Raw genomic sequence first — 26,169 nt, 5'->3', positions numbered from 1 at the left:
TGATCAGTCCCTGCTAGCATGGTTCATCGATCTCGCAATATTCTGTCGGCATGACGCCGTCGAAATCGACCACGCCGTCCGGCTCCGTCGTGACGATACGTCGCGACAGGCCGAATGAATGCCCCGCACGTACCATCGCCGCTATCTGCCTCTCTTGCAGGGAACGATCCGCCGCCGTCAGGGCAAAGGGGCCGAAGCGTCGCTTCCGTGCCATCGTCATCGCGCTGTCCACCGTGGACCGTATCATTACGGGACGAACGGCGGCTGCATCGGCCTCACCGACACGCGCCTGACGCAACGCTGCGGTCACCCGCCCCACCCCCAGGCCCCGCCGCGTAAGCGAGACGGCCCGCGCCTCCGCAAACGCCCGGTCATCTACGTAACCCAGCGTCACCATCCGCTCAGCCAGCTCTTGTGGATCGGCGGCGGGACCGTCCCATCCCCGCTCCCTAATCTTGCGTCGGAGATAGTCAGCCAGCTTGCCTCGCGTGGTCGCGAACCGCTCCACATAGCGCAGCGCCAGCCGTTCCAACGCGGCTGAATCGAGCGGTGGTATCTGGCGTGTGGTTCGGGTTCGTCCTGTCATCGCCTTTATTGTGCCACACTGCCTAAGGAAGAGACAATTGCCGCACCTGCGCAGCTCCGAAGGACCACCTGTGACGATGACGACCGAAACTCAATCCCAGGCCGCGCCGATCGCGACGCCGACCCAGGACGAGCTTCCCCGCCGTTTCGCCGATTTCGAGACGCTCGGTGACGCACTGGATTATGCTGCGCAAGGATCACGCGGGCTGAATTTTCACGATGCCCGCGGTACGCTGACGCAGCCCTATGCCTATGCGACGCTGCGCGACGACGCGCTGGCCGCGGCACGGCGGCTGGTCGCTGCCGGGATCAAGCCGCAGGATCGGATTGCGCTAGTCGCCGAAACATCGGCGGAGTTCGCGGCACTGTTCTTCGGCGTGGTCTATGCCGGTGCATGGCCGGTGCCGCTGCCGTTGCCGACCTCGTTCGGCGGACGCGATTCGTACATCGATCAGTTGCGCGTGCAGTTGGCCAGTTGCGATCCCAGCATGCTGGTCTATCCGCCAGAGCTGGCGTCGCTGGCCGGCGACGCCGCGGTTCAAGCAGGCGTGATGGGTATCGACTGGGCGAGCTTTGCCGAGCGTGAGGCACCCACCGTTGACCTGCCACAGGCCGAAGGCGATCAGATCGCATATCTTCAATATTCCAGCGGCTCGACCCGCTTTCCGCACGGCGTCGCCATCACCCACCGGGCGCTCCTCAACAATCTCGCCGCACATAGCCATGGGATGAAGGTGCAAGGCAGCGACCGCTGCGTATCGTGGCTGCCCTGGTATCACGACATGGGTCTGGTCGGTTGCTTTCTGTCACCGGTCGCCAACCAGGTATCGACCGATTATCTGAAGACCGAGGATTTCGCGCGACGGCCGCTGGCATGGCTGGACCTCATCAGCCGTAACAAGGGCACCACGCTCTCTTATTCGCCGACCTTTGGGTACGATATCTGCGCTCGCCGTATCTCGTCGCAGACCAAAGCGTCCGACCGGTTCGACCTGTCGCGCTGGCGGATAGCGGGCAATGGCGCCGACATGATCCGCCCGGATGTGATGCAAAGCTTCGTCGATGCGTTTGCGGATGCCGGGTTTCCGGCGAGTGCCTTCCTGCCCTCCTATGGCTTAGCAGAAGCGACGCTGGCGGTGTCGATCATGCCGCCGGGCGAGGGCATCCGCGTCGAACTGGTTGAGGAAACCGAATTGTCGGGCGCGCACGCCAACGATGACCGGCCGCAGCGCTTCCGCGCGATCGTGAACTGCGGCAAGCCGGTGCGTGACATGGAGATCGCGGTTCGCGAGGAAAACGGCACACCGCTGCCCGAACGGGCGATCGGCAAGGTCTGGTGCCGCGGCCCATCGGTGATGGTCGGCTATTTCCGCGATCAGGCGGCGACGGATGCTTGCCTAGTCGATGGCTGGTTGGATACCGGCGACATGGGATATATGTCGGACGGCTATATCTACATCGTCGGCCGCGCCAAGGACATGATCATCGTCAACGGCCGCAATCACTGGCCGCAGGACATCGAGTGGGCGGTCGAACAGCTCCCAGGCTTCAAAGCTGGCGACATCGCCGCTTTCGCGATCACGACCCCCGGCGGTGAAGAGACGCCCGCCGTTCTCGTTCAGTGTCGCAGTTCGGACGATGGCGAGCGCACGCGACTGCGCGATGCGATTCGCGAGCGGGTGCGTTCCGTGACGGGCATGAACTGCGTGATCGAGTTGATCCCGCCGCGCACCCTGCCCCGCACGTCGTCGGGCAAACTGTCCCGGGCTAAGGCGCGCAACCTGTATTTGGCAGGCGAGATAAAGCCTTACGATATCGCCGCCTGATCGTTCAATCAGCACCGCCGATATTGCGATCTTATGGAAACCTGCTGCTAACTATCTAGCGTTAGTATCAGTCGGGTGAACGACGACCACCCCTCTGTCACACCTCCGCCGGCGGGTATCAGCGATTTGCTGGCCCTGCGTGAGCGTGCGGGAACGGCCGAATGGGGCAGGATACGCGCGACACAGCTATTTGCAGGTCGTCGGCTTGCGCTTTTTATGCTGGCGGCGAATATCGCCGGTGCCATCGGCACGCTATGGCTGCTGCGCCCCTGGATCGCGACATGGCAATTGAGTTTGTGGGCAGCGATCACGCTGACGATCGCGGGCGTCGTCGCGCATCGACGCCATTCCACCAGCCATCGCCAGAACGGCTATGCCAGCCTCGCCGATGTCCGCAATACGGGACTGGAGGGGTTGGCGCTCGGTTTCATCTGGTCGGTCGTGCCGATCGTATTTTGCCCACAGACCACGCCGGGGGTGGATGCCGGTCTGGGCATCATCATGGCCATCATGATGACCGCCGCCGCCTTCACGATGGCGCCGTTGGTGTTGGCGACGCTGGGCTTTCTGCTGGTGCTGGGGTTTGCGCTGATCGGCCGGCTGGCGTTCGAGCATAACTTCGCAGCGTCGGCTGGATTTTCGGTCTTCTGCATATTGCTGGTCGCCATCTGTATCAGCCGGGCGCGCGGATTGGTGGCGTTGCGAACGGCCGAGATCGCGCTGGGCGAACGGGACGAGACGGTCAGCCTGTTGCTTCGGGAGTTCGAGGAAGCCGGCGCCGACTGGCTGTGGGAAACCGACAAGGGCCGGCGGGTGGTGAAGGCCAGTCCCCGATTCGCGGTCGCCTGCGGGCTCGATCCGGTGACGATCAATGGCATGCCCCTGTTGCAGGTATTGGCGGGCCCGAACTGGGATAACGGGCAATTCGCCAACGGCCTGCACGAATTGGCCGCCCGGTTGAACGGGCGCGAAGGATTTCGCGATCTGCGACTGCCGGTATATGTCAGGGGCGAAGAACGCTGGTGGGAACTGGCCGCCGCACCACGCCATGATGAGCGCGGTGTCTTTGCGGGGTTTCGCGGCGTCGGCTCCGACATCACCGAACAGCGAGCCTCGGCGGACAAGATCAACCGCATGGCGCGGTATGATGCGTTGACCGGCCTGCCGAACCGGTTGCTCATCAACGAAACGCTGGGCCGGGCGATGGCCGAGGCGGAAAAATGGGGCGGCCGTTGCGCCTTCATGATGATCGATCTCGATCGGTTCAAGGCGGTCAACGACACACTGGGCCATCAGATCGGCGATCGCGTGCTGAGCCGGGTATCCGAACGCCTCGCGCAGATGATGGAGAGCGGCACGCTGTGTGGCCGGTTGGGCGGCGATGAATTCGCGGTGGTGGTGCCGGACGTGAAGGACGAAGACGCCCTGCTGCATACCGCGCAACGGATCATCGATACCCTTTCGCGACCCTATGAGGTCGATCAGCAGACATTCTACATCGGCGCCTCGATCGGTGTCGCGATCGGGCCGCGCGATGGCGAAGATGCCGAGACGCTGATCCGGTCGGCCGATCTGGCGCTCTATCGATCCAAGGATGCGGGCGGCGGCGTCGTCCATGCCTATGAGCCGCAGTTGCATGCCCAGGCCGAAGAGCGGCGGCTGCTCGAAATGGCGCTGCGCCAGGCCTTGGAAAAGGGCGAGATGCATATTGCCTATCAACCGGTGGTCGATGCCGAGACGGGCAATCTGAGCGGTTTCGAAGCATTGCTACGCTGGCAGAGCAAAGAATTCGGCGCGGTATCGCCCGTGAAGTTCATCCCGCTGGCCGAGGAGGCGCGACTGATCGCGCCGATCGGCGCGTGGGTGTTGCGCACCGCCTGTCTGGAAGCGGCGCGGTGGCCGGGCCATGTCCGCATCGCGGTCAATGTATCACCCGATCAGCTGCAGAATCCGCATTTCGTGACCACGGTGGCGTCGGCGCTGGCCAATTCCGGACTGTCGCCGGAGCGGCTGGAGCTGGAGGTAACCGAGAGCGTGTTCATGCACGAGGGGCTGGGTGCCACGAAGGTACTCGAGCGCGTGCTTGACCTAGGCGTGCGATTGTCGCTCGACGATTTTGGCACGGGCTATTCGTCGCTTGGCTATCTGTCGCGGACCCGGTTTTCGACGATCAAGATCGATCGCAGCTTCGTGCAGAATGCGTCACGCGGCGAGCGCGAGGCGGTGGCGATCATTCGAGCCGTGGTGGCCTTGGCCGACAGCCTCGGCATGGCGACCACCGCCGAGGGCGTGGAGACCGAAGCCGAGCATCGCATGGTCCAGGGTTTCGGATGCACCAAGGTTCAGGGATATTATTTCAGCAGGCCGCTCCCGGTCGCGGAAGCGCGCATTTTAGTGCAAAAACGTTACAACTCGCACGCAGCGTGACAATCGTTCATGCTCAGAAGACAATGCCGAGGGCGTGATTGTAAGCGGCGGCAGCCTGATTAAAGTCGATAAAAAAGCCGACACACATGGCCAACAGAATCATGGTTTGTGATCGAACCGACGGAGCCGTTAGGTGATCGATTGAGGACGATGCTGGGCCGCTGCGTTCTCACGGCATTGCGACAGTCGTCGCGGTGCTATCCCGCCACATAATAATCGTTGCTGGAAAACTTGCGGTAGCTACGCCACGTCGGTGAGCATGACCCGTATCTCGTTCAGCGCCCAAGTTTTCCTGGGTATGGCCATCGGCCTCATTCTCGGCTTCTGGGCGCGATCGGTTGGGGAAACGAGCGCGCTGGCGGAGACGTTGAGGATTGTCGGCGAGACGTTCGTCCAATTACTCAGGGCACTGGTCGTCCCGCTGGTCTTCACCGCCATCGTCGCGTCGATCGCGGCGCTGCGTGACGTCGGCAACGCGGCGCGACTGGTCGGGAGTACGCTTATCTGGTTTGCGATCAGCGCGTTGATCGCGGTCAGCATCGGCCTGGCACTCGGCATGCTGATCCAGCCCGGCGTACAGACCGGCGTCGATGTCGCGGCGGCGGTGCGGCCGGCGACGACGGGATCGTGGCTCGATTTCCTGCGCGGGTTGGTGCCATCGAACATGCTGGGTCTGGCCGCATCGACCAAAATCACGGATGGAGCGGCCAGCACCACGCTGTCGTTTAATATCCTTCAGATCATCGTCGTGGCGATCGCGCTAGGCGTGGCGGCAGTGCGCATCGGCAGCGCGGGTGAGGCATTTCTGATCTTCAATGCTTCGGCACTGGCGATTTTTCGGCAGATATTGCGATGGGTCGTCAGACTAACGCCGATCGGTACTGCTGGTCTGCTGGGTCACGCGGTCGTCCAATATGGCTGGCAGTCGCTGTCGGCGCTGGGTGCGTTTGCGGGTGCCGTCTATATCGGACTGGGACTGGTCCTGCTGGTCGTGTATCCAACGTTGTTGAAGCTGAACGGACTTTCGGTACGCGGCTTTTTCTCGGCGGCATGGCCCGCGATTCAACTGGGGTTCGTCTCGCGATCGTCGATCGCCACGCTGCCCGTCACCGAAGCGGCCGTCGAGCGGATCGGCGTGCCGAAAAGCTATGCCGCTTTTGCCGTCCCTTTCGCCGCGACGACGAAGATGGATGGATGCGCTGCGATATATCCCGCCGTCGCCGCGCTGTTCGTGGCGCAATATTACGGCATTACGCTGCACGCGTCGGACTTCCTGCTTATCGTTATCGTATCGGTGGTCGGCTCGGCCGCCACAGCAGGCCTGACTGGCGCGCTGGTCATGCTGACGCTCACGCTGTCAACTCTTGGATTGCCGCTTGAAGGCGCGGGCTTATTGCTAGCGATCGATCCGATCCTCGACATGGGCCGCACCGCCGTGAACGTGGCGGGTCAGGCGCTGATTCCGACGATCGTCGCCAAGCGTCAGGGCATGCTTGAAAACATTAGCCTGGTCGATCCTGCGCTCGTCCCGTCCGCCTGAAGGTCGTGCTAAATTACGGAACATAAACCAGCCAACGCCTGATGGCGTGGCTAACACCTCGGCACATACGACCTGACCGATCCGGGTGATTATTGCCGCCTCTTGCTGGGTCCTTGCTTCAACTGATCAACGGTCAAACATCGGAGCTTCCTGGGCACCACAATTGGGCGCTGAGGTCGGGTTAAGCTCCCTCAATTAGTTCTTTGATACGTCCGGCAAGCGCCTCCATTGCGAATGGCTTCGTCATGATATGCATCCCGGTATCGAGCAATCCGTTGCCGATCACCGCATTCTCCGCATAACCCGTGATGAAGAGGATCTTTAGCTTCGGTCGACCGACACGCGCCGCATCCGCCATCTGCCGACCGTTCATGCCGCCGGGCAAACCGACGTCGGTTACGAGCAGATCGATGCGCCGGTCGGATTGCAGTATCTTCAGGCCAGCGGCACCATCGGCGGCCTCGATCGCCGCATAGCCAAGCTCTTCCAGCACCTCGATGACAAGCATGCGCACGGTGGGTTCATCGTCAACCACCAGCACCGTCTCGCCGGCGCGCGCACGTGGCGCATCAGCCAGATCGGGTTGCACCTCTCCTTCGTCCGCCACCCCAAAATGACGAGGCAGATAGATGCATATCAGCGACCCATCGCCCGGTTCCGAATATATCCGGACTTGGCCACCGGATTGCCGCGCAAATCCATAAATCATCGACAGACCCAAGCCCGTGCCGACGCCGAGCGGTTTAGTCGTGAAGAAGGGGTCGAACGCCTTGGCAATCACATCGGGCGTCATGCCGGTGCCGGTATCAGACACACAAAGCGATACATATTGGCCGGCAGCCAGATCGCGATCGCGCGCACCCCGATCATCGAGCCAACGGTTGCCGGTCTCGATCGTCAGACGGCCGCCGTCCGGCATCGCGTCACGTGCATTGATGCACAAGTTCAACAGGGCGTTTTCAAGCTGGTGCGGATCGACCAGCGTCGACCACAGGCCCCCTGCCCCGACGACCTCAACCTCGATAGCCGGTCCGACCGTCCGGCGAACGAGATCTTCCATTCCGGCAACCAACCGGTTGATGTCAGTCGGTTTCGGGTCGAGCGTCTGCCGCCGCGAAAAAGCAAGTAGACGGTGCGTCAGTGCCGCTGCTCGCTTTGCCGCTCCCTGCGCAGCCAGCGAATATCGCTCGACATCGGCGTATCGCCCTTGGGCGATCCGGACGCCCAGCAGTTCCAAACTGCCGGAGATGCCCGTCAGGAGATTATTGAAATCATGGGCGATACCGCCCGTCAATTGGCCGACGGCCTCCATCTTCTGGCTTTGACGCAGCGCCTCTTCGGTCCGCATCAACTCGGCGGTACGCGCCGATACCTGCTCCTCCAGCGTTGCGTTCAATGCTTCCAGATCGGCCGCCGCGCAGCGGTAATCGTCGACATCGGTGTTGGAACCGATCCAGCGAATCAATTCACCATTGTCGCTGCGTACCGGTTCGCCGCGTGCGACGAACCATCGATACGTCCCATCCGCACGACGCATGCGGAATTCGTTCTCATACACCGTACCAGCCAGTCGCGCGGCCGCCCATGAGGCTTCGGCACTGCTCAGGTCTTCGGGATGAATGACGGCGCGCCAAGCATCTAAACCGACCAGCGATCCAGTTGGGGCGCTGGTGTAGACATAAGCCTGATCGTTGAACCAATAAAAGGCACCATCGGTGCGCGCCGCCCATATCTGGTTCGGCACCGCTTGCGTAAAGACGCGAAACTCTTCCTCACTCTCGCGCCGCGCCTGCTCGGCCCGGACCCGCTCGGTCGCGGCCCGCACCCGAACGGCGAATTCCCTCATCAGCGCAATGTCATAGTCGCCATACGGGCGCGGGCGCCCGTTGTTGACGAACACAAGCGCCACGAACTGTCCTTGTTCGAGCAATGGCATGTTGACGAACGACGCGGCATCGATCGCTCTCAGTACATCCGCGGTATCAACCGTCCTGGCGTCGCCCTCGACATCAGCAATCGCGACTGTTCGGCCTGCTTTCAAATCGTCGATATACGATCCGTGGTCCCGGAATTTCAGCGTGCCAGAAATGCTCTGTACACCCGGTGCGTTCCAGTCACGCTCTATCGTGATGGTTTCAGCGATCTGGTCAATCACGCCGTAACCGGCCCGGCTGACGTCGAGCGTGCGCCCCAATATCTCCGACGCGACATAGGCAATATCACCCACATCGCTCAAATCGGCGATCCGGTCGCTCAGTTCGAGCAACGCCGCCTGACGAATCGCGGCCATCTTCTGGTCGGTGATGTCGAAACTCACACCGGGAAACCGGAGTGGCCTCCCCTCGTCATCCATCCGACAGCGCCCCTGCGCCGCAACCCAGCGCACTGAGCCGTCAGGTTGCACCAATCGATATTCCGCGGTGAAGGTATCGCCGCTCGCCAGAGCGATCGCGATCTTGTCCTGCGTCGCCGGTCGGTCGCTGGGATGAATACCGGCAAAGAACGAGGCCAACGGGGCGCCCCGCGCAGCAACAGCCGAATCTACTCCGTACAACGTTGCGAAACGGCTATCCGCGCGAACCAGATCGGCGGGTACGTCCCAATCCCAGGTGCCGATGCCCTTGCCTGCCGAAAGCGCATATTGCAGGCGCTCGTCGCTTTCGCGTGCGTCCTCCGCACTGCGCCGACGCTCGGTTATGTCCGAGAACAGAATTGCGACCTGTCGCGCGCCCACATCGCCGACGCGCAGGGCATGAACGTCGAACCATCGCCCCATTGCGGCCGATCCGTTCTCGAATTGTTCGGGCTGGCCGGTCAGGGCGACCCGGCCATATACGTCAAACCAGTGCTGCTCCAGCGCCGGTACTAACTCGCTTGCCGTGCGACCCACCGGATTGAACAGCCCCGTCTGCTGCTCAAAGGCGCGGTTGACCGCAAGAAACCGATAATCGCTTGGCCGGTCACCGGCGAATATCATCTCGATAATGCAGAACCCGGCATCGACCGCGTCGAACAACTGGCGATAGATGTCCGGTGACAAGGCGTCACCGGACGAAAGGGAATGCTGCATTGGGCCGCTGATCCTGTGCGCTGCCACGGCTGGCGTTTGCCGCATCAGGGCAGACGCAAACGGCGGTCCTCAGTTCCCGTGCTGGCACGCCACGATGGCTGCAATAACACTGAGTGTCTCTTCCGGGTCACGCACGCGCACCGTATCCAGCCCCAGTTCCTTGGCCGGATAATCGTTGCCGCCAGGGAAAATGGCATCGCCGATAAACATCATCGCATCCAGCGGAATGCCGCTGGCATCGCGTAGTTTCTTCAGACCATATGCCTTGTCGACCCCTTCGCGGGTGATGTCGATCGAGGTTGCGCCGCCCATGTTTATTGACAGCCCCGGCAACCGCTGGCGTAAGTCGGCCTGGATTACCTTGCGCTTGGCAAAATCGGGGTCCCAACTTTCCTTGGCATGAAGCGGTGCTTCCTGCCCCAGTGCCGAAAAAGTGATCTGGCTGCCGCGGTCCTCGATCCGTTCGCCCCAAGTCTGTTCAGGCACAAAACCCGTTGCTTCGAGCGCTGCGTCAAAGGCAGTCAGGATGTTGGCTTTCGTCTCGTCGTCGAACAGCTCGGCATAGACTGGCGACCAGTCGCCATCGTGATGCGTGTAGAGCTTCGTGCCGGTCGTGGGCATCAGCCACAGCTTCGATCGATCGGCCCGGTCCGGCAGGCGGCTGGCGACCTGCTTCTGGAACTGCGGCCAGTCGCCGCCCGAAATGACTGCGACGTGCGCAACGCCCAGCAGATCGGCCAGCGCCTCGCCCATGGGCTCACCCAATGGCTGCTTGCTTTCGGCCAGCGTGCCATCCAGATCGAATGCGACGAGCTGCTTCATTCCGTATCCCTTTTCAGAATCATGTGATCGATGGCGTGCGCAACGCCATCGGCATCGTTCGCCAGCGTGACCAGATCGGCCTTGGCTTTCACCGCGTCGGGTGCGTTCCCCATGGCGATCGAAAGGCCGGCGCGTACCAGCATCGCGACATCGTTCGCCTGATCGCCGATCGCGACGGTATCGTCCAGCGAGACGCCGAACGACGCCGCCAGTTCCTCGATGCCGACACCCTTGTTCGCCTCTACCGCCGTCACGTCCAGATAATAGGTCTGGCTCTGCACGATGGTGGCCCGGTCACCCCATTGCTTTGCCCGATCGTGAAGACCGCCGAGCAGGGCCGGATCGTCACTGACGAATGTGATCTTGTCGGCCCGGTCCAGCAGCGCGTCAAAATCGGTGGTCACGATAGGCTGTTGGTTCGAGGCCACCCGCTCGTGTTCGACATGCACGCCTTGATCTGTTGAAGCATACCAGCGATCGTCCGCGAAGACCCATCGATCCACCGCTGCATCACCGACCATTGCCCAAACATCCCGCGCCAGTGTTGGGTCGATCCGGTGATGCTCCAGCACCTCTCCCGACCGCCGAAAGACGATGCCGCCATTGAACGCGCCGATCGGCTCGTCGAGGCCCAGCGCGTCGGCAATCGGCATGACACCGGATTTCGGCCGGGCGGAGATGATCGTGAAACCGACATCCGCCGCCCGCAACCGGGCGACGGCGGCAATCGTGCCGGTTGTCAGCTGCTTGTCCTTGTCGACCAGCGTACCGTCGACATCGGACACCACGAGGCGTGGGGTCACTGTGGGATTTCCACGTGCCCGCCAAACCCATAACGCATCGCCGACAGCACCTTGTCACCATAAGTGTGATCGATGCGGCTGCGATAACGGGCAAACAACGATGCGGTCAGCACGTTGGCCGGTACCTTTTGTTCCATCGCCGCGTCGATCGTCCACTGACCTTCACCCGAATCCGCGACGCTGCCGGAAAACTCCTCCAACATCTCGTCCTTGGCCAGTGCGATCGCCGTCAGATCGAGCAGCCAGGACGAGATCACGCTTCCCCGCCGCCAGACCTCGGCGATGTCAGTAAGGTTCAGGTCGAACCGCTGATCCTCAGCGATCTTGTCGGTGTTTTTCGATTTCAGGATATCGAAGCCCTCGGCATAGGCCTGCATCAGGCCGTACTCGATGCCGTTGTGGATCATCTTCACGAAATGGCCCGACCCCGCCGGGCCGGCATGGATGTATCCGCGCTCGGCCCGCGAATCGACCTTGTCCGGGTCGCGGCCAGGGGTCTTGACGATGTCGCCCGTGCCCGGCGCAAGCGTATCGAAGATCGGGTCGAGCAGATCGACCGTTTCCTTGTCACCGCCGATCATCATGCAATATCCGCGCTCGCGTCCCCACACGCCGCCGGACGTGCCGACATCGACATAGTGAAGGCCCTTTTCCGCCAGCGCCTTTGCGCGGCGGATATCATCCTTATAGAAGCTGTTGCCGCCATCGATCACGATATCGCCGGCTTGCGCCCCGGCGCCGATCGTCTCGATCGTGGCTTCGGTAATTTCGCCGGCAGGCAGCATCACCCACCAGATCGCCGGACTGTCCAGATTGCTGCGCAGATCATCCAACGATGTGGCGGGTTCGGCGCCGTCATCGGCCAGCGCTTTCACCGCATCGGCATTGCGGTCGAAGGCTACGATCTGGTGACCACCGGCCATCAGACGCCGGGCCATGTTGCCACCCATTCGGCCGAGGCCGATCATTCCGATCTTCATGCTGTTTTCCTGGTATCGGGGGAGTGGATCAGACGGTTGGCGGCTGCTTCTTCGCGATCGAGCTGAGCAGGTCGTCGAACGCCTTCGCGAACGATGCCACGCCCTCCGTGACCAGTGTGTCGGTCACGTCGTTTAGGTTCAGACCCAGACGTTCCGCTTCGGCCAGCACGTGTTGGGCCTCGTCCACCTTCTCCGTCAGGGTAGTTGCCACGGTACCATGATCGCGAAACGCATCCATCGTCTTCGGCGGCATCGTGTTGACGGTGTCGGGACCGATCAGCGTGTCGATGTACAGCGTGTCGGGATAGGCGGGGTCCTTCACCCCTGTCGATGCCCAGAGCAGCCGCTGTGGTTGCGCACCCTTCGCGACCAGTGCCTGCCAACGGTCGGATGCGACGAATTCCTCGTACCACGCGTAGGCTAGCTTGGCGTTGGCGATCGCCACCTTGCCGCGTACCGCCTTCAACGCCTCTGCTTCCGCGTCAGCATCTGCGACGCGCTCATCGATCTGCTTGTCGATCATCGTATCGATCCGGCTGACGAAGAAACTAGCCACCGACGCGATCCGGTCGATCGGCTGACCCTGCCGAACGCGTTCCTCCAGACCCATCGTATAGGCTTCGGCGACCTTCTTGTAGGCATCGAGCGCGAACAACAGCGTCACATTGACGTTGATTCCGGCCGTAATCGTGGCTGCGATAGCCGGGCCACCGGCGGGGGTGCCGGGGATCTTGATCATCAGATTGGGCCGATCGACTGCGTCCCAAAGTTTGCGGGCCTCCGCGATCGTCGCATCGGTGTCGTCGGCAATGTACGGCGACACCTCCAGGCTGACATAGCCGTCCTTAGCGTCCAGCCGATCATAAACGGGCTTCAGCGTCTCTGCCGCCGCCTTGATGTCCTCGATCGCTAGATGCTCGTAACGATCGATCGTCGCAGCCTCGGGGTGCTCCTTGTCGTAGGCGGCGAGCGTGCCGTCATAGGCATTACCGTGGCCCATCGCCTTTTCGAAGATCGACGGATTGGAGGTCACGCCGGTGAGGCCATCCTCCTCCACCAGCGCCTTCAGGCCCCCGGCTTCGAGAAACTTGCGATCGACGAAGTCGAGCCACACCGCCGTACCGGTGGCGGAAAGATCGGAGAGCTTGCTCATAACAATTATTCCTTACCGGTGGAGGCGGCATCGGCAATCAACGCGCGCGCCTTTTCGACGATATGGTCGACGGTGAACCCGAATTTGTCCGCGAGCTTGGCGAGTGGCGCGGACGCACCGAACGTCGACATGGTGACCGTGTCACCATAGCTGCCGACATAACGATCCCAGCCAAGCGAACCGGCCATCTCGACCGCCAGCCGCGCCTTGGTCGCGGGCGGCAGCACCGAGTCCCGGTAACCCTTGTCTTGCAATTCGAACCGGAACCAACTCGGCAGTGACACGACGCGTGCCCGAACACCCTCGGCGGTCAGCTTTTCATAGGCATCGACCACCAGCGACAATTCGCTGCCCGTGCCGATCAGCACAACCTCGGGTTCGCCATCGCAATCAGCCAAGACGTAACCACCCTTTATCACGCCTTCGGCCGATGCGTATTTTTCACGATCGAGGGTTGGCAACGCCTGACGCGACAGGATCAGCGCGGTCGGCCGATCGGCCTTTTCCAGTGCCGCCCGCCATGCCCAAGCGACCTCGTTCGCATCGCCCGGCCGGATCGTATCGAGACCTGGGATCGCACGCAGCGTCGCCATGTGCTCGATCGGCTGATGGGTCGGACCGTCCTCGCCGACACCGATCGAGTCGTGGGTGAAGACCCAGACATCGCCAAGCTCCATGATCGCTGACAGCCGGATCGGCGCACGCATGTAATCCGCGAATACCAGGAAGGTCGAACCGTAAGAACGCAGATGCGATAGCGCCATGCCGTTCACGACAGCGCCCATGCCATGCTCGCGCACGCCAAAGTGGAAGTTTCGACCGCCGTAATTATTCGCCTCGAACGAAGGCTGACCCTTGATGTCGGTCTTGGTTGAGGGCGCGAGGTCAGCGGAGCCGCCGATTACCCACGGCACCTTGCCCGCGATCGCGTTCAGCACCTTGCCGCCGGAATCCCGGCTTGCCAGCCCCTTCGCATCGGCTGGGAAGACGGGGATATCAGCATCCCATCCCTCTGGTAGCTTGTCCTTGAGCAGCAGATCGAGTTCGGCGCCAAGGTCGGGGTGCGCCTGACGATAACGATCCGTCATCGCCACCCACTCGTCGCGCAGTGACTTCGACCGGCTTTCCAGCGCTTGTCGAAACGCCTCGGCGACGCCATCAGGCACATAAAAGCTCTTGTCCTCGGGCCAACCATAAGCCCTCTTGGTGAGGCGAATATTCTCTTCGCCCAACGGTTCGCCATGTGCCTTCTCGCTGCCCGCCTTCGGGCTACCCCAGCCGATGACCGAATGGACAACGATGAATGTCGGGCGATCGGTTGTCGCCTTGAACTGCTCGATCGCCTTGGCCAACGCATTCGTGTCGTTGGCGTCATCGACATGGATGACGTTCCAGCCATATGCCTTGAAACGCAGACCAACGTCCTCGTCGAACGCCAGATCGGTGCCGCCCTCGATCGAAATATGGTTGCTGTCGTAAATCCAGCAGAGGTTCGACAGCTTTAAATGGCCGGCGATGCTCGCCGCCTCGGAAGTGACGCCCTCCATCATGTCGCCATCGCCGCACAGCGAATAGACATCGTGATCGAAGATCGGGAAGCCGTCCTTGTTGTACCGCGCCGCCAACCAGCGCTCGGCGATCGCCATGCCGACCGAGTTGCCGCAACCCTGTCCGAGCGGACCGGTCGTTGTCTCCACGCCCGTCGTGTGGCGGTATTCCGGATGACCGGGCGTCTTGGATGACAACTGCCGGAATTGCTCGATATCGTGAAGGCTCACCGCCTCGTTGCCCGTCTTGTTCCCGTCGGCGTCGATCTCCTCGATGCCGGCGAGATGGATCAGGCTGTATAGCAGCATACTGGCATGACCCACGGACAGCACGAAGCGGTCGCGGTTCGGCCAGTCGGCATGGGCCGGATCGTATCGCAAAAACTTAGACCACAGCGTGTAGCCCACCGGAGCCAGCGCCATCGGCGTGCCCGGATGACCAGAATTTGCCTTCTGCACCGCGTCCATCGACAACGTGCGGATTGTGTCGATCGCCAGTCGTTCTAGACTGCCGTCTTCATGAAGATGGGCATCCACGGGGGTGGCAGTCAGAGTATCGGACATGAAGAGGGCCTCGTTATGGTCGTTGACCGAACGCGCGTACCTTCGGTCGGTTGCGAGATGGGGAAGCCCCTAGCCACTTGTTAGTCGCCGTTCCAGCCGCGTAACGATTCCTCCGGATGCAATATAGGCGGCATCGACCTCCGACAGGAACAGACCATGACCGACGACGCCGGGCACCGTGGAAAGCCAGCCAGCCAGCCTGTCCCAGTCGTCCGAATGCGAATTCATGCAGTCCAGCACGACATTGCCGCTATCGGTCAGGACTCTACCCCCATCGCGCAGGTCAACGGCGTCGAACATCGGGCGCAGCGCGGCCGAGACATAAGCGGTAGCGAACGGTACAATCTCGACGGGCAGTTTCGCGACGCCGATCGTCTCGACCCGCTTGGAGCGATCAGCGATCACGACCATCCGATCGCTCGCTGCTGCGACAATTTTTTCGCGCAGCATTGCGCCGCCCGCTCCCTTGATGGCGCGAAGCCCCTCGTCAATTTCATCGGCGCCGTCGATGGTCAGATCGACCCGTTCGACCCGGGAGAAATGTATTATCTTGATCCCAACCTCCCGGGCCAAGTTCGCGCTTGCCTCCGACGTCGCGACCGCCTCGATTGCTATACCGGCGCGGCCGATCGCCCGGATCGCATAAGCAGCCGTGGAGCCGGTACCCAGCCCGATCAGCATTCCCTCTTGGACTTCGGCCACCGCAGCGTCCGCTGCCAATTGTTTGTCTTCGTCGATCGATCGCGATTTATCGTTCATGATCGCAGTAACCCGCCACCCCTTGATCCGTGTCCCGTGACCAGGCAAAATCGCACGAAGCAGGCAACTAATTGCCGGCTCAAGCATTTGACGCCCGTTCCGGGCGGAAATCCGGCAGCCAGACAGGTACGATCATCTTGCAATCATCGGAAGTGCGGCACGGTACCGCGTGCATCGCAATCGGCCTGGCCTTGGCACTCGCTGCCTGTGGCGGAGGTGATTCTGCGAAAAAGGGCCAGGGCAAGGGGGGCAGCCAGCCAGGACAGGGAACGCCGCAAGTCGGGTTCGTAGTGGTGCAGCCAACCGAGGCGGCACTGGTCACCGAGCTGGCGGGCCGCACCACCGCTTTCGAAAGTTCGGATGTCCGGCCGCAGGTAACGGGCCTGATCCGCCGACGTTTCTTTACTGAAGGTACCCTAGTTCGGCAGGGACAGCCGCTCTACGAAATCGATCCGCGCCTGTATCGAGCTGCCGCTGATGAGGCGAAAGCCAACCTGGCCAGTGCGCAGGCAAATCGCGAAGCGACACGCATCCTCGCCGAACGATATCGCCCACTGGCGGAGATCGAGGCAATCTCCAAACAAGACTATACTAACGCCGTCGCGCAGGCGCGGCAGGCAAGCGCATCGGTTGCACAAACGCGGGCGGCATTGGAAACGGCGCGGATAAATCTCCGCTTCACGACCGTGCCGGCGCCGATTTCGGGCCGCATCGGTCGGTCGCTATTCACCGTCGGCGCGTTGGTTTCGGCGACGCAGACCGATCCGCTGGCGCAAATTCAGCGGCTTGATCCGATGTTTGTCGATATCCAGCAGTCAGCCGATGCTCTGTTGTCGCTACGCCGCAGCCTGGCTTCGCAAGGGATAGTGTCAACCGCCGCGCGTGTCCGACTGACGCTGCCCGACGGCAGCGATTATGGACAGACCGGGACGATCGAGTTCGCCGAAGCGCTGGTCGATCCGACCACCGGCACGACAACCTTGCGTGCTCGATTTCCAAATGCGCAAGGCATCCTCCTCCCCGGCATGTTTGTCCGCGCCCGGTTCGCGCAGGCGATCAACCAGCGCGCGTTCCTTGTTCCGCAACAGGGCGTCAGTCGCGATCCGCAGGGTAATGCCACCGTCATCATGGTCGGCCCAGACAATAAGGCGACGCAGAAGAAAGTGACGGCGGAACGTACTCAGGGCGAATACTGGGTCGTCACGCAGGGCCTGAACCCGGGCGATCGAATCATCGTGCAGGGCCTTAGCAAGCTGCGCCCAGGCCAGTCCGTGAAACCGGTGCCGGCAAACACACCGCAGCGCGTAGAAGCGCCGCAGGAGGGCAAGGACGGCCAAGGCCAGACCGGCCAATCCAAGCAGAAGGCCGGCTGACGCCCTCATGATAAGCCGCATCTTCATCGATCGCCCGATTTTCGCTTGGGTGATCGCGATCATCATCATGCTCGCCGGCGTCGGCGGCATCATGGGCCTGCCGATTGCCCAATATCCCGACGTCGCGCCGCCGCAGGTGACGATCCGGGCGACGTACCCAGGTGCGAATGCCCAGACATTGCAAAATGCCGTCACGCAGGTGGTCGAACAGACGCTGACGGGCATCGACGGGCTGCTGTATTTCCAGTCCTCGTCATCCTCTCGCGGTCAGGTGACGATCACCTGCACCTTCGCCAAGGGTACCGATCCGGATATCGCGCAGGTCCAGGTTCAGAACCAGGTTCAGCAATCGCTCAGCCGCCTGCCAAGTCAGGTGCAGCAACAAGGGCTGATCGTCCGCAAGTCCAACCCGGACTTCCTGCTGATTGCCGCAGTGTATGATACAACGGATCGTACGACCAACCGCGACGTATCGGACTATCTGACCTCGACGTTGCAGGATCCATTGGGCCGCACGCCCGGCGTCGGTGATACCAACGTCTTCGGATCGCAATATGCCATGCGAATCTGGCTGGACCCGAACAAGCTCAACAGCTTCCAGCTGATGCCGTCTGACGTCATCACCGCGGTTCAAAATCAGAATACCGAGGTTGCCGCCGGCGAGATCGGCGGCCAGCCTTCGTCCGACAAGCAGTATCTGAATGCCGTCGTGACGGCACAATCGCGGCTCCAAACGCCCGAACAATTCCGCAATATCATTTTGAAGACGCTGAACAACGGCGCGGCCGTCCGGGTTTCCGATGTCGGCTGGGTTGAACTGGGCGCCGAGAATTATTCGGCTCGCAGCCGGATCAACCAGCATCCTGGTGCCGGTATTGCCGTCCTGTTGGCTCCCGGTGCCGACGCGCTGAAGACGGCCGAACTGGTAAAGGCACAGGTCGAGCAGGCGTCGAAGAGCTTCCCACCGGGATACGAATATACCTTCGTCAACGATTCGACCGAATTCATTAAATTGTCGATCGAAGAGGTGGTGAAGACCCTGATCGAGGCGGTGATCCTCGTCGTCATCGTCATGTTCGTTTTCCTTCAAAGCTGGCGTGCGACGCTGATCCCGACGATCGCGGTGCCGGTTGTCCTTCTGGGGACGTTCGCGGTCTTCTATCTCGCCGGCTTTTCGATCAACACGCTGACGCTATTCGGCCTTGTGCTGGCGATCGGTTTGTTGGTCGATGACGCCATTGTCGTCGTGGAAAACGTCGAGCGGCTAATGGAGGAAGATCCCAGCCTGTCGCCGCGCGAGGCGACGATCCGGTCGATGGACGAGATTACCGTGGCACTCGTCGCGATCGCGCTGGTGTTGTCGGCGGTATTCCTGCCAATGGCGTTCTTCGGTGGATCGACTGGTGTGATCTACCGCCAATTTTCATTGACGATCGTGTCGGCGATGATCCTGTCGGTAGTCGTCGCATTGGTGCTGTCGCCGGCGTTGACGACCACGCTGCTGAAACAGAAAAAGCAGGATGAGAACGGCGATCCGGTCGAGGATGGCTGGCTGGGCCGCCGTTTCCCCAAAGTTGCGCATTTCTTCGCCCGCGCCCGTGACAATTTCAACAACTGGTTCGATCGCACGTCGGATCGGTATGTCGATGCGGTCAAGAAAATCGTTGCGGCAAAGTGGCTGTGGCTGGGTATCTACGGTATTATCGTCGTAGTGCTGGCCCTGTTGTTCCTTCGCCTGCCTACCGGATTCCTGCCGACCGAGGACCAGGGTATCGCGATCGTGCAGTTCCAGTTGCCGCCGGGTGCAACACAGAACCGGACGTTTGAGGTACAGAAGGAAGTCGAGAAATACTTCGTCGGCAACGAAGGCGCCAATGTTGCGACCATGTTCACGGTCAGCGGTGTCGGTGGCGGCGGCGCTCCGGGCGGCCAGAACACGGGCATCGGCTTTGCGGCGCTGAAGGATTGGTCGCTTCGGGAAGGTGCAGATAATTCGGCCGATGCGATCACTGGCCGCGCTTCCGGTGCGTTCTCCAATCTTCGTGATGCTCAGGTCTATGCGCTGGTGCCGCCCGCCGTACGCGGTCTTGGTCAGTCGAACGGCTTCACGATCGAATTTCAAAATACGTCGGGGATGAGCCAGGAGAAATTTTCTGCGGCCCGCGATAAATTGCTTGCCGCAGCGGCGGCCGAACCAACACTGGCTGGCGTACGGCTGACCGAACTGCCCGACGTGCCGACCGTAAAGGTCGATATCGACCCACAGAAATTGGCTTCGCTGGGATTGACGCAATCGACCGTCAACTCGACGCTGTCAACTGCGTGGGGTGGGCAGTACGTCAACGATTTCCTCGATCGCGGACGCGTGAAGCGCGTCTACGTTCAGGGGGACGCTCCTTACCGTTCCTCGCCATCCGACCTGAACCAGTGGTTCGTGCGCGGGTCCAGCAACCAAATGGCACCATTTTCGTCATTCGCTACGACCAGTTGGCAACAGGCGCCGGTGTCGCTGTCCCGGTTCAACGGTATTCCGTCCTTCGAATTCCAGGGCTCGTCAGCCCCGGGGACAAGTTCAGGACAGGCTTTGGAGACGATGCGACGGCTCGCGGGCGAAATCCCGGGAACGTCGGTTGAATTGGCCGGACTGTCCTATCAGGAAGACGTGTCTTCCGGGCAGGCGCCGATCCTTTACGGGCTGTCGATCTTGGTCGTGTTCTTGTGTCTCGCGGCACTGTACGAAAGCTGGTCGATCCCGTTTGCCGTGCTGCTTATCATTCCGCTGGGTCTGATCGGCGCCATCGCGTTCGTCACGCTGCGTAACCTGACCAACGATGTCTATCTGCAAATCGGTCTGCTCACGACGATGGGGCTGGCGGCCAAGAATGCGATCCTCATGATCGAGTTCGCCGAACAGGCCGAACGGCAGGGTAAGCGGGTGATGGATGCGGCGCTGGAAGCAGCAAAAATCCGCCTGCGCCCGATCCTGATGACGTCATTCGCTTTCATCTTCGGTGTGCTGCCCCTCGCGATCTCGACGGGCGCCGGCGCGAACAGCCGGATTGCCATCGGTACGGCGGTGATCGGTGGGATGTTGTCGGCGACGTTCCTTGCGATCTTCTACATCCCGCTGTTCTTCGTCCTCGTCCGGCGCGGCGTGCGTGATGGCATGGCCAAGCTGCGCGGTAAGCCCACCGGCTTTCAGGGCGATGGTCACAAGGACGGCGAGGCATATGGCCCGCCCGAACCGCAAGGCCCTCATCGGCCGGAGACGGCATGATGCGTAAAACGTTACCCTTGATGCTGGCGGTGACGGCAATCTCTGGCTGTTCGCTTGCCCCAAAATATGTCCGGCCCGAATTGCCGGTGCCCACGTCGTGGCCGGTCGGCGATGCTTATCTGCGCCAGTCAGAGGCGGCATTGCCCGCCATCACTTACCCGGCGGTCTTCACCGATCGCCGCCTGCAGTCGCTGATCGAACAGGCGCTGGTGAACAATCGTGATCTGCGAGTAGCCGCCGCCAATATCCAGGCGGCGCGCGCGCAGTATCGCATCCAGCGGGCAGATCTGTTTCCACAGGTCGACGCAACTGGGCGGTACACTTATTCCGGTGGCGGTCGGGGCGCGTCCAGCGTTGCAGGTGGCGGGACTGGAACTGGGTCGGGGACCGGGGTCGGGACGGGAACTGGGGTTGGCACCGGAACCGGCGGCACCGGCGCAGGTATTGGCACGGGTGGCACCGTCGTCACAACGTCGTCCTCGAACAGTGCGTGGTCAGTGGGTTTGGGCGTTACCTCGTTCGAGCTCGACTTGTTCGGCCGTATCCGCAACTTGAGTAGCGCCGCACTCGACCGGTATTTCAGCACCGAGGCCGCGGCCCGCGCGACCCGGCTGACCCTAGTGGGCGATATCGCCGATGCGTGGCTGACCTATGCCGCCGACCAGAGCCTGCTCCGCATCGCCCAGGATACGGCGTCGTCGGCGCAGCGATCGGTCGTGCTGACCCGTGCTCGACTTCGCGGGGGTATTTCGCCGCGGACCGATGTCGCACAGGCCGAACAGATCCTCGCTACCGCAGAATCCGATCTGGCCCAGCAGCGCACGTTGGTCGCCCAGGATGCAAACGCGATGCAGCTTCTCGTCGGCGCTCCGGTCGATCCGGCGTTGCTGCCGACGACGATCGATGCTGCCGCGGCAACGGTCGCGGCCCTGCCCGCCGGACTCGACTCCGGAATATTGCTGCGCCGACCCGACGTAGTGCAGGCGGAGTATGAGCTTCGCGCTACCAATGCCGAGATTGGCGCGGCACGCGCCGCATTGTTTCCCCGTATCTCGCTGACTGGTCTGATCGGGTTCGCCTCCACGGCATTGTCATCGCTGTTCACCAACGACGCGTTCAATTATTCGGCAGCTCCCAGCGTCAGCTACCCGATCTTTCAGGCGGGCGCAGCCCGTGCCAATGTCCGGTACTCGCAGGCACAGCGCGATGCGGCGCTGGCGACCTACGAAAAGGCCATACAGACCGCGTTTCAGGAGACGGCCGACGCGCTAGCCCGCCAGGGCACGATCGCCGACCAGTTGGCCGCCAACCGTCGGCTTGTTGCTTCAACCGCTGATACCCTGCAGTTGACTGATGCGTCCTACCGGGGCGGCGTTACGCCTTTCCTCAACACGCTGGACGCGCAGCGCTCGCTGTACTCGGCACAACGCACATTCGTGGCGACCCAACTGACGGCCGCCTCGAACCGGGTCACTCTTTATCGGGTGTTGGGCGGGGATTCTTCGTTGGAGGCGACCGCCGATGGTCCTCGGCCCGTTTCGCCCTCATCACCATCGACCACGGCACCGACACGCTAACCGGTGTCGATGCCGCTATCGGACATCATTGCTTGAAGGGGGTAACGGCGTCCTTGCCGAATTGCATGATGAGTTCGCCCACTTCTCGGGCTTGCGTCATCGCCCGATTGCCCTGATCGCGCATATAGTCACTCTGGATACGCATTACCTCGGTGATATCTTTGGCTTGCGTGGCGGCACGCATCGCGGCGAAGGCTTCACGCGTGTTCGTCTCGACCTGATCGATAATCTTCGCACCGATTGTCGATCCTTGTTCGGCGATCTTCTGGCCGGCCTCGTTCATCTTCTCCGCGCCGGCCTTCGCCTGATCCTGAAAATCCGTCGGCATCTGGGCTCTCCTGCTTGTGGTTGATGAGTCGGCAACGTTCTCACCGCAATCATGATCCTTCCCTATCGATCGCGCCATATCGCCGTCGCCTGTTCGTAAGCAGCGGCCACCTTATCCCGCCTTTCCGTCAGTCGGGCGATGTCGTCCGTCTGCCGCCGCTCCGCCTCGCGACGCTCCCGCGCCAGTGCCGCCGCGCGGCGATCGAATTCCTGTGCCGTTTTTCGGGCGTTGGTGCTCGCGTTCTCCATCGCCTGTTCGGCCTGCTCCAACTCAGCTCGATCCGGTTTTTGCGCGTCACTCCTGGATACGGCCTTGGCGCGGGCTTTCGGCTTCTCGTCAGCAGGCAGCGCCGCCATCTGCTCCGCAGCGGACCCCCTTGAGCGGCGGATGACCGCGCCGGGCGAGGCAAGCGGCTCGGCCATCAGATCGGCATCCTTTACCTCCTCGGCGATGCCGCGTGCGAACAGGTCGCGGTCGGCGCCCCATGCCGCCAGGGCCGCCTTGCGGCTAGGCGCAGCGACATAGGCGTCGTGAAAACCGATCGGCATTCGGAAAACTTTGAGCGCACGTGCCATCGTCGAAGGAGTACGTCACCGGCGGCCGCCGTCAATCGTCCGGGGGCAACGATGACGCAAAGGTTCGATGCAACCTACCCTTTCCCCACGCGCGCACCGCTGCTATCGCGCACGCACGCATTCGATCATCCGACGCCCTCGCGCCCGTGCGGCCCTGCCGCCCGACGGGTGCCGTGGGACAACAGGCAAAGGACGCCCATGACCGCCATCGGCCAGGACACGCTGAACACCCGCTCCACCCTTTCGGTCGGCAGCAAGACGTACGATTATTACAGCCTGGCCAAGGCGGCCGAGCAACTCGGCGACATCTCGCGCCTGCCCTTCTCGATGAAGGTGCTGCTGGAAAACCTGCTCCGTTTCGAGGACGGCGTCACCGTGACGCGTGAGGATATCCAGGCGATCGTCGACTGGCAGCAGGATGCCCGCTCGAACCGTGAAATTCAGTATCGCCCCGCGCGTGTGCTGATGCAGGATTTCACTGGCGTCCCTTGCGTCGTGGATCTAGCCGCGATGCGCGATGCCATCACCAAGCTGGGCGGCGATGCGGCTAAGATCAATCCGCAGGTGCCCGTCCATCTGGTCATCGACCATTCGGTCATGGTCGACGAGTTCGGCACGCCGAAGGCGTTTCAGGATAACGTGGACCTCGAATACCAGCGCAACATGGAGCGTTACGAGTTCCTGAAATGGGGATCGAAGGCGCTCGACAATTTCCAGGTCGTGCCGCCGGGCACCGGCATCTGCCATCAGGTGAACCTGGAATATATCGGTCAGGCGATCTGGTCATCGCAGGAGATCGGCCAGCATGCGATGGGCACGTCGGCGATCGCCTATCCGGATACGCTGGTCGGCACCGACAGCCATACGACGATGATCAACGGCCTGGGCGTGCTCGGCTGGGGCGTCGGCGGGATCGAGGCGGAGGCCGCGATGCTCGGCCAGCCGGTGTCGATGCTGATCCCCGAAGTCGTCGGCTTCAAGCTGACCGGTGAGCTGGCCGAGGGCATCACCGCCACCGACCTTGTCCTCACCGTCACGCAGATGCTGCGCAAGAAGGGCGTCGTCGGCCGCTTCGTCGAATTCTATGGCCCCGGCCTGTCGAAGATGACGCTCGCCGACCGCGCGACGATCGCCAACATGGCGCCCGAATATGGCGCGACCTGCGGGTTCTTCCCGATCGACGAGCGCACGATGGATTATATGCGCCTGACCGCGCGGTCCGACGAGAACGTCGCGCTGGTCGAGGCCTATGCCAAGGCCAACGGCTTCTGGCGTGACGAGAACGCGGCGGACCCGATTTTCACCGACACGCTGGAACTCGACATGGGCACCGTCGTGCCGTCGCTTGCCGGGCCGAAGCGGCCGCAGGACAAGGTGTCGCTGAACAAGGTGGACGAGGTATTCAACGGCGACCTGTTCAAGGTCTATCACAAGGAACAGGCCAAGCGCGTCGCGGTCGAGGGTGCCACCCACGACATCGGTGACGGCGACGTGGTGATCGCCGCGATCACCAGCTGCACCAACACGTCGAACCCGTCGGTGCTGGTCGCCGCCGGTCTGGTCGCCCGCAAGGCGAACGCCCTCGGCCTGAAGTCCAAGCCATGGGTGAAGACCTCGCTGGCGCCGGGCTCGCAGGTCGTCACCGACTATCTCGACAAGGCGGGGCTGACCACCGACCTGAACGCGATGGGTTTCAACCTCGTCGGTTATGGCTGCACGACCTGCATCGGCAATTCGGGGCCACTGTCGGGACCGATCTCGGCGGCGATCAACGAAAACGATCTCGTCGCCGCATCGGTGCTGTCGGGCAACCGCAACTTCGAAGGCCGCGTGTCGGCCGATGTGCGCGCCAACTTCCTTGCCTCGCCGCCGCTGGTCGTCGCCTATGCCATCAAGGGCAGCGTCACGACCGACATGATCGAAACACCGCTGGGTCAGGGCAGCGACGGGCAGGACGTGTATCTGAAGGACGTGTGGCCGACCAACGACGAGGTCGCTACGGTGATGAACGCGAACATCAACGACGAGATGTTCCGTACCCGGTACGGCAACGTCTATCAGGGCGACGAAAAGTGGTCGGGCATCGAGGTAACCGGTTCGGCAACCTATGCTTGGCCGGCCGCGTCCACCTACGTCGCCAATCCTCCCTATTTCGAGGGCATGGAGATGACGCCGGCACCGGTCATGGACATCATCGAGGCGAAGCCATTGGCGATCCTGGGCGATTCCATCACCACCGACCACATCAGCCCGGCCGGTTCGATCAAGGCCGACAGCCCCGCCGGTCGCTGGCTCTCGGAGCGGCAGGTCAGCCGCGCCGACTTCAACAGCTATGGCGCGCGCCGTGGCAATGATCAGGTGATGGTGCGCGGCACCTTCGCCAATATCCGCATCCGCAACGAGATGGTGCCGGGTATCGAAGGCGGCATGACCAAGTATGAGGGCGAGGTCATGGCGATCTATGACGCCGCCATGCGCCACAAGGCGGACGGCACGCCGCTCGTAATCGTCGCCGGCAAGGAATATGGTACCGGATCATCGCGCGACTGGGCGGCGAAGGGCACAAACCTGCTCGGCGTGCGTGCGGTCATCACCGAGAGCTTCGAGCGTATCCACCGGTCGAACCTGGTCGGCATGGGCGTGCTACCGCTGCAATTCGCCGAGGGCGTGACGCGGGAGACGCTCGGCCTCGACGGATCGGAGACGTTCACGATTCACAACGTCGCGGCGATCCGTCCGCGTCAGGATATCGAGGTCACGCTGGTGCGGGCGGACGGCAAGTCCGAGACGTTCATGACGCGGTGCCGGATCGATACGGTGAATGAGCTGGAATATTTCCTGAACGGCGGCATCCTGCAGTACGTACTTCGGAATCTGGCGGCCTAATTTTTGGAGGGGTGTGGCTGGTGGCCATGCCCCTTCATCCGGAATTTCCGCCGATTCATATTGGATGCCCGCCGATG

At 62.1% G+C, this 26,169-nt stretch carries 17 protein-coding genes; 7 read left to right on the top strand and 10 right to left on the bottom strand.

Going from position 1 to position 26,169, the window contains the following annotated elements; all coding sequences use genetic code 11:
• Positions 1 to 13: 13 nt before the first annotated feature.
• A complete protein-coding gene (locus tag ASG67_RS03110; RefSeq protein ID WP_056525061.1) occupies positions 14 to 586 on the bottom strand; it encodes a regulatory protein RecX in 573 nt (190 codons plus the stop codon).
• A 76-nt stretch (positions 587 to 662) separates the two neighbouring features.
• Between ASG67_RS03110 and ASG67_RS03105 the strand changes: the two genes are divergently transcribed.
• The 3 genes from ASG67_RS03105 to ASG67_RS03095 all read left to right on the top strand — a co-directional run bounded on the left by ASG67_RS03105 (position 663) and on the right by ASG67_RS03095 (position 6,378).
• A complete protein-coding gene (locus tag ASG67_RS03105) occupies positions 663 to 2,411 on the top strand; it encodes a fatty acyl-AMP ligase (RefSeq protein ID WP_056526390.1) in 1,749 nt (582 codons plus the stop codon).
• 75 nt (positions 2,412 to 2,486) lie between these two features.
• Complete coding sequence (locus ASG67_RS03100) at positions 2,487 to 4,838, top strand: putative bifunctional diguanylate cyclase/phosphodiesterase (RefSeq protein ID WP_056525059.1); 2,352 nt, start codon at positions 2,487 to 2,489, stop codon at positions 4,836 to 4,838.
• A 259-nt stretch (positions 4,839 to 5,097) separates the two neighbouring features.
• Positions 5,098 to 6,378: a dicarboxylate/amino acid:cation symporter gene (locus tag ASG67_RS03095; protein WP_056525056.1), complete on the top strand. Its 1,281-nt coding sequence runs from the start codon at positions 5,098 to 5,100 to the stop codon at positions 6,376 to 6,378.
• Between the two features lie 181 nt (positions 6,379 to 6,559).
• On the opposite strand, the gene ASG67_RS03090 is transcribed toward ASG67_RS03095, so the two are convergent.
• The 7 genes from ASG67_RS03090 to rpiA form a co-directional block, all read right to left on the bottom strand.
• Positions 6,560 to 9,448 carry a PAS domain-containing protein gene (locus ASG67_RS03090; RefSeq protein WP_056525053.1) on the bottom strand — a complete coding sequence of 963 codons (2,889 nt, stop codon included), beginning with the start codon at positions 9,446 to 9,448 and terminating at the stop codon, positions 6,560 to 6,562.
• A gap of 69 nt (positions 9,449 to 9,517) precedes the next feature.
• The gene (locus ASG67_RS03085; protein WP_056525049.1) at positions 9,518 to 10,270 is read right to left on the bottom strand and encodes an HAD-IIB family hydrolase; all 753 of its coding nucleotides are present in this window, start codon (positions 10,268 to 10,270) and stop codon (positions 9,518 to 9,520) included.
• Positions 10,267 to 11,073: a Cof-type HAD-IIB family hydrolase gene (locus ASG67_RS03080; RefSeq protein WP_056525046.1), complete on the bottom strand. Its 807-nt coding sequence runs from the start codon at positions 11,071 to 11,073 to the stop codon at positions 10,267 to 10,269. The genes ASG67_RS03085 and ASG67_RS03080 overlap by 4 nt, the downstream gene beginning before the upstream one ends.
• Positions 11,070 to 12,053 (bottom strand): phosphogluconate dehydrogenase (NAD(+)-dependent, decarboxylating), encoded by a 984-nt coding sequence (gnd, locus tag ASG67_RS03075; RefSeq protein WP_056525043.1) that lies wholly within the window; start codon positions 12,051 to 12,053, stop codon positions 11,070 to 11,072. The genes ASG67_RS03080 and gnd overlap by 4 nt, the downstream gene beginning before the upstream one ends.
• Positions 12,054 to 12,081: 28 nt before the next feature.
• Positions 12,082 to 13,206, bottom strand: coding sequence for a transaldolase (tal, locus tag ASG67_RS03070; protein ID WP_056525041.1), 1,125 nt, complete (start codon positions 13,204 to 13,206; stop codon positions 12,082 to 12,084).
• Between the two features lie 5 nt (positions 13,207 to 13,211).
• On the bottom strand, positions 13,212 to 15,317 hold the full coding sequence (gene tkt / locus ASG67_RS03065) for a transketolase (protein ID WP_056525038.1): 2,106 nt from the start codon (positions 15,315 to 15,317) through the stop codon (positions 13,212 to 13,214).
• 69 nt (positions 15,318 to 15,386) lie between these two features.
• Positions 15,387 to 16,076 (bottom strand): ribose-5-phosphate isomerase RpiA, encoded by a 690-nt coding sequence (gene rpiA / locus ASG67_RS03060; RefSeq protein ID WP_056525034.1) that lies wholly within the window; start codon positions 16,074 to 16,076, stop codon positions 15,387 to 15,389.
• 152 nt (positions 16,077 to 16,228) lie between these two features.
• Between rpiA and ASG67_RS03055 the strand changes: the two genes are divergently transcribed.
• Genes ASG67_RS03055 through ASG67_RS03045 form a run of 3 tightly spaced genes read left to right on the top strand, consistent with a single transcriptional unit; the run spans position 16,229 to position 22,303 of the window.
• Positions 16,229 to 17,449, top strand: a complete 1,221-nt coding sequence (locus ASG67_RS03055) for an efflux RND transporter periplasmic adaptor subunit (protein WP_235535021.1) — start codon at positions 16,229 to 16,231, stop codon at positions 17,447 to 17,449.
• A gap of 7 nt (positions 17,450 to 17,456) precedes the next feature.
• Positions 17,457 to 20,726 carry a multidrug efflux RND transporter permease subunit gene (locus ASG67_RS03050; RefSeq protein ID WP_056525031.1) on the top strand — a complete coding sequence of 1,090 codons (3,270 nt, stop codon included), beginning with the start codon at positions 17,457 to 17,459 and terminating at the stop codon, positions 20,724 to 20,726.
• Complete coding sequence (locus ASG67_RS03045) at positions 20,723 to 22,303, top strand: efflux transporter outer membrane subunit (protein WP_056525028.1); 1,581 nt, start codon at positions 20,723 to 20,725, stop codon at positions 22,301 to 22,303. The genes ASG67_RS03050 and ASG67_RS03045 overlap by 4 nt, the downstream gene beginning before the upstream one ends.
• Positions 22,304 to 22,328: 25 nt before the next feature.
• Here the strand turns inward: ASG67_RS03045 and ASG67_RS03040 are convergent, their stop codons facing one another.
• Both ASG67_RS03040 and ASG67_RS03035 read right to left on the bottom strand, forming a co-directional pair.
• Entirely contained in the window at positions 22,329 to 22,709 is a 381-nt protein-coding gene (locus ASG67_RS03040) for a phasin family protein (protein ID WP_082543263.1), read from the bottom strand.
• A complete protein-coding gene (locus tag ASG67_RS03035) occupies positions 22,694 to 23,179 on the bottom strand; it encodes a hypothetical protein (RefSeq protein ID WP_235535020.1) in 486 nt (161 codons plus the stop codon). The genes ASG67_RS03040 and ASG67_RS03035 overlap by 16 nt, the downstream gene beginning before the upstream one ends.
• 225 nt (positions 23,180 to 23,404) lie before the next feature.
• Between ASG67_RS03035 and acnA the strand changes: the two genes are divergently transcribed.
• Positions 23,405 to 26,092 (top strand): aconitate hydratase AcnA, encoded by a 2,688-nt coding sequence (acnA, locus tag ASG67_RS03030; RefSeq protein WP_056525020.1) that lies wholly within the window; start codon positions 23,405 to 23,407, stop codon positions 26,090 to 26,092.
• The last annotated feature ends 77 nt before the right edge of the window (positions 26,093 to 26,169 follow it).

This window comes from Sphingomonas sp. Leaf339, assembly GCF_001426195.1.
GTDB lineage: Bacteria > Pseudomonadota > Alphaproteobacteria > Sphingomonadales > Sphingomonadaceae > Sphingomonas.
The sequence above is the reverse complement of the archived record's forward strand: the minus strand, read 5'-3'. Positions and strand labels throughout refer to the sequence as shown.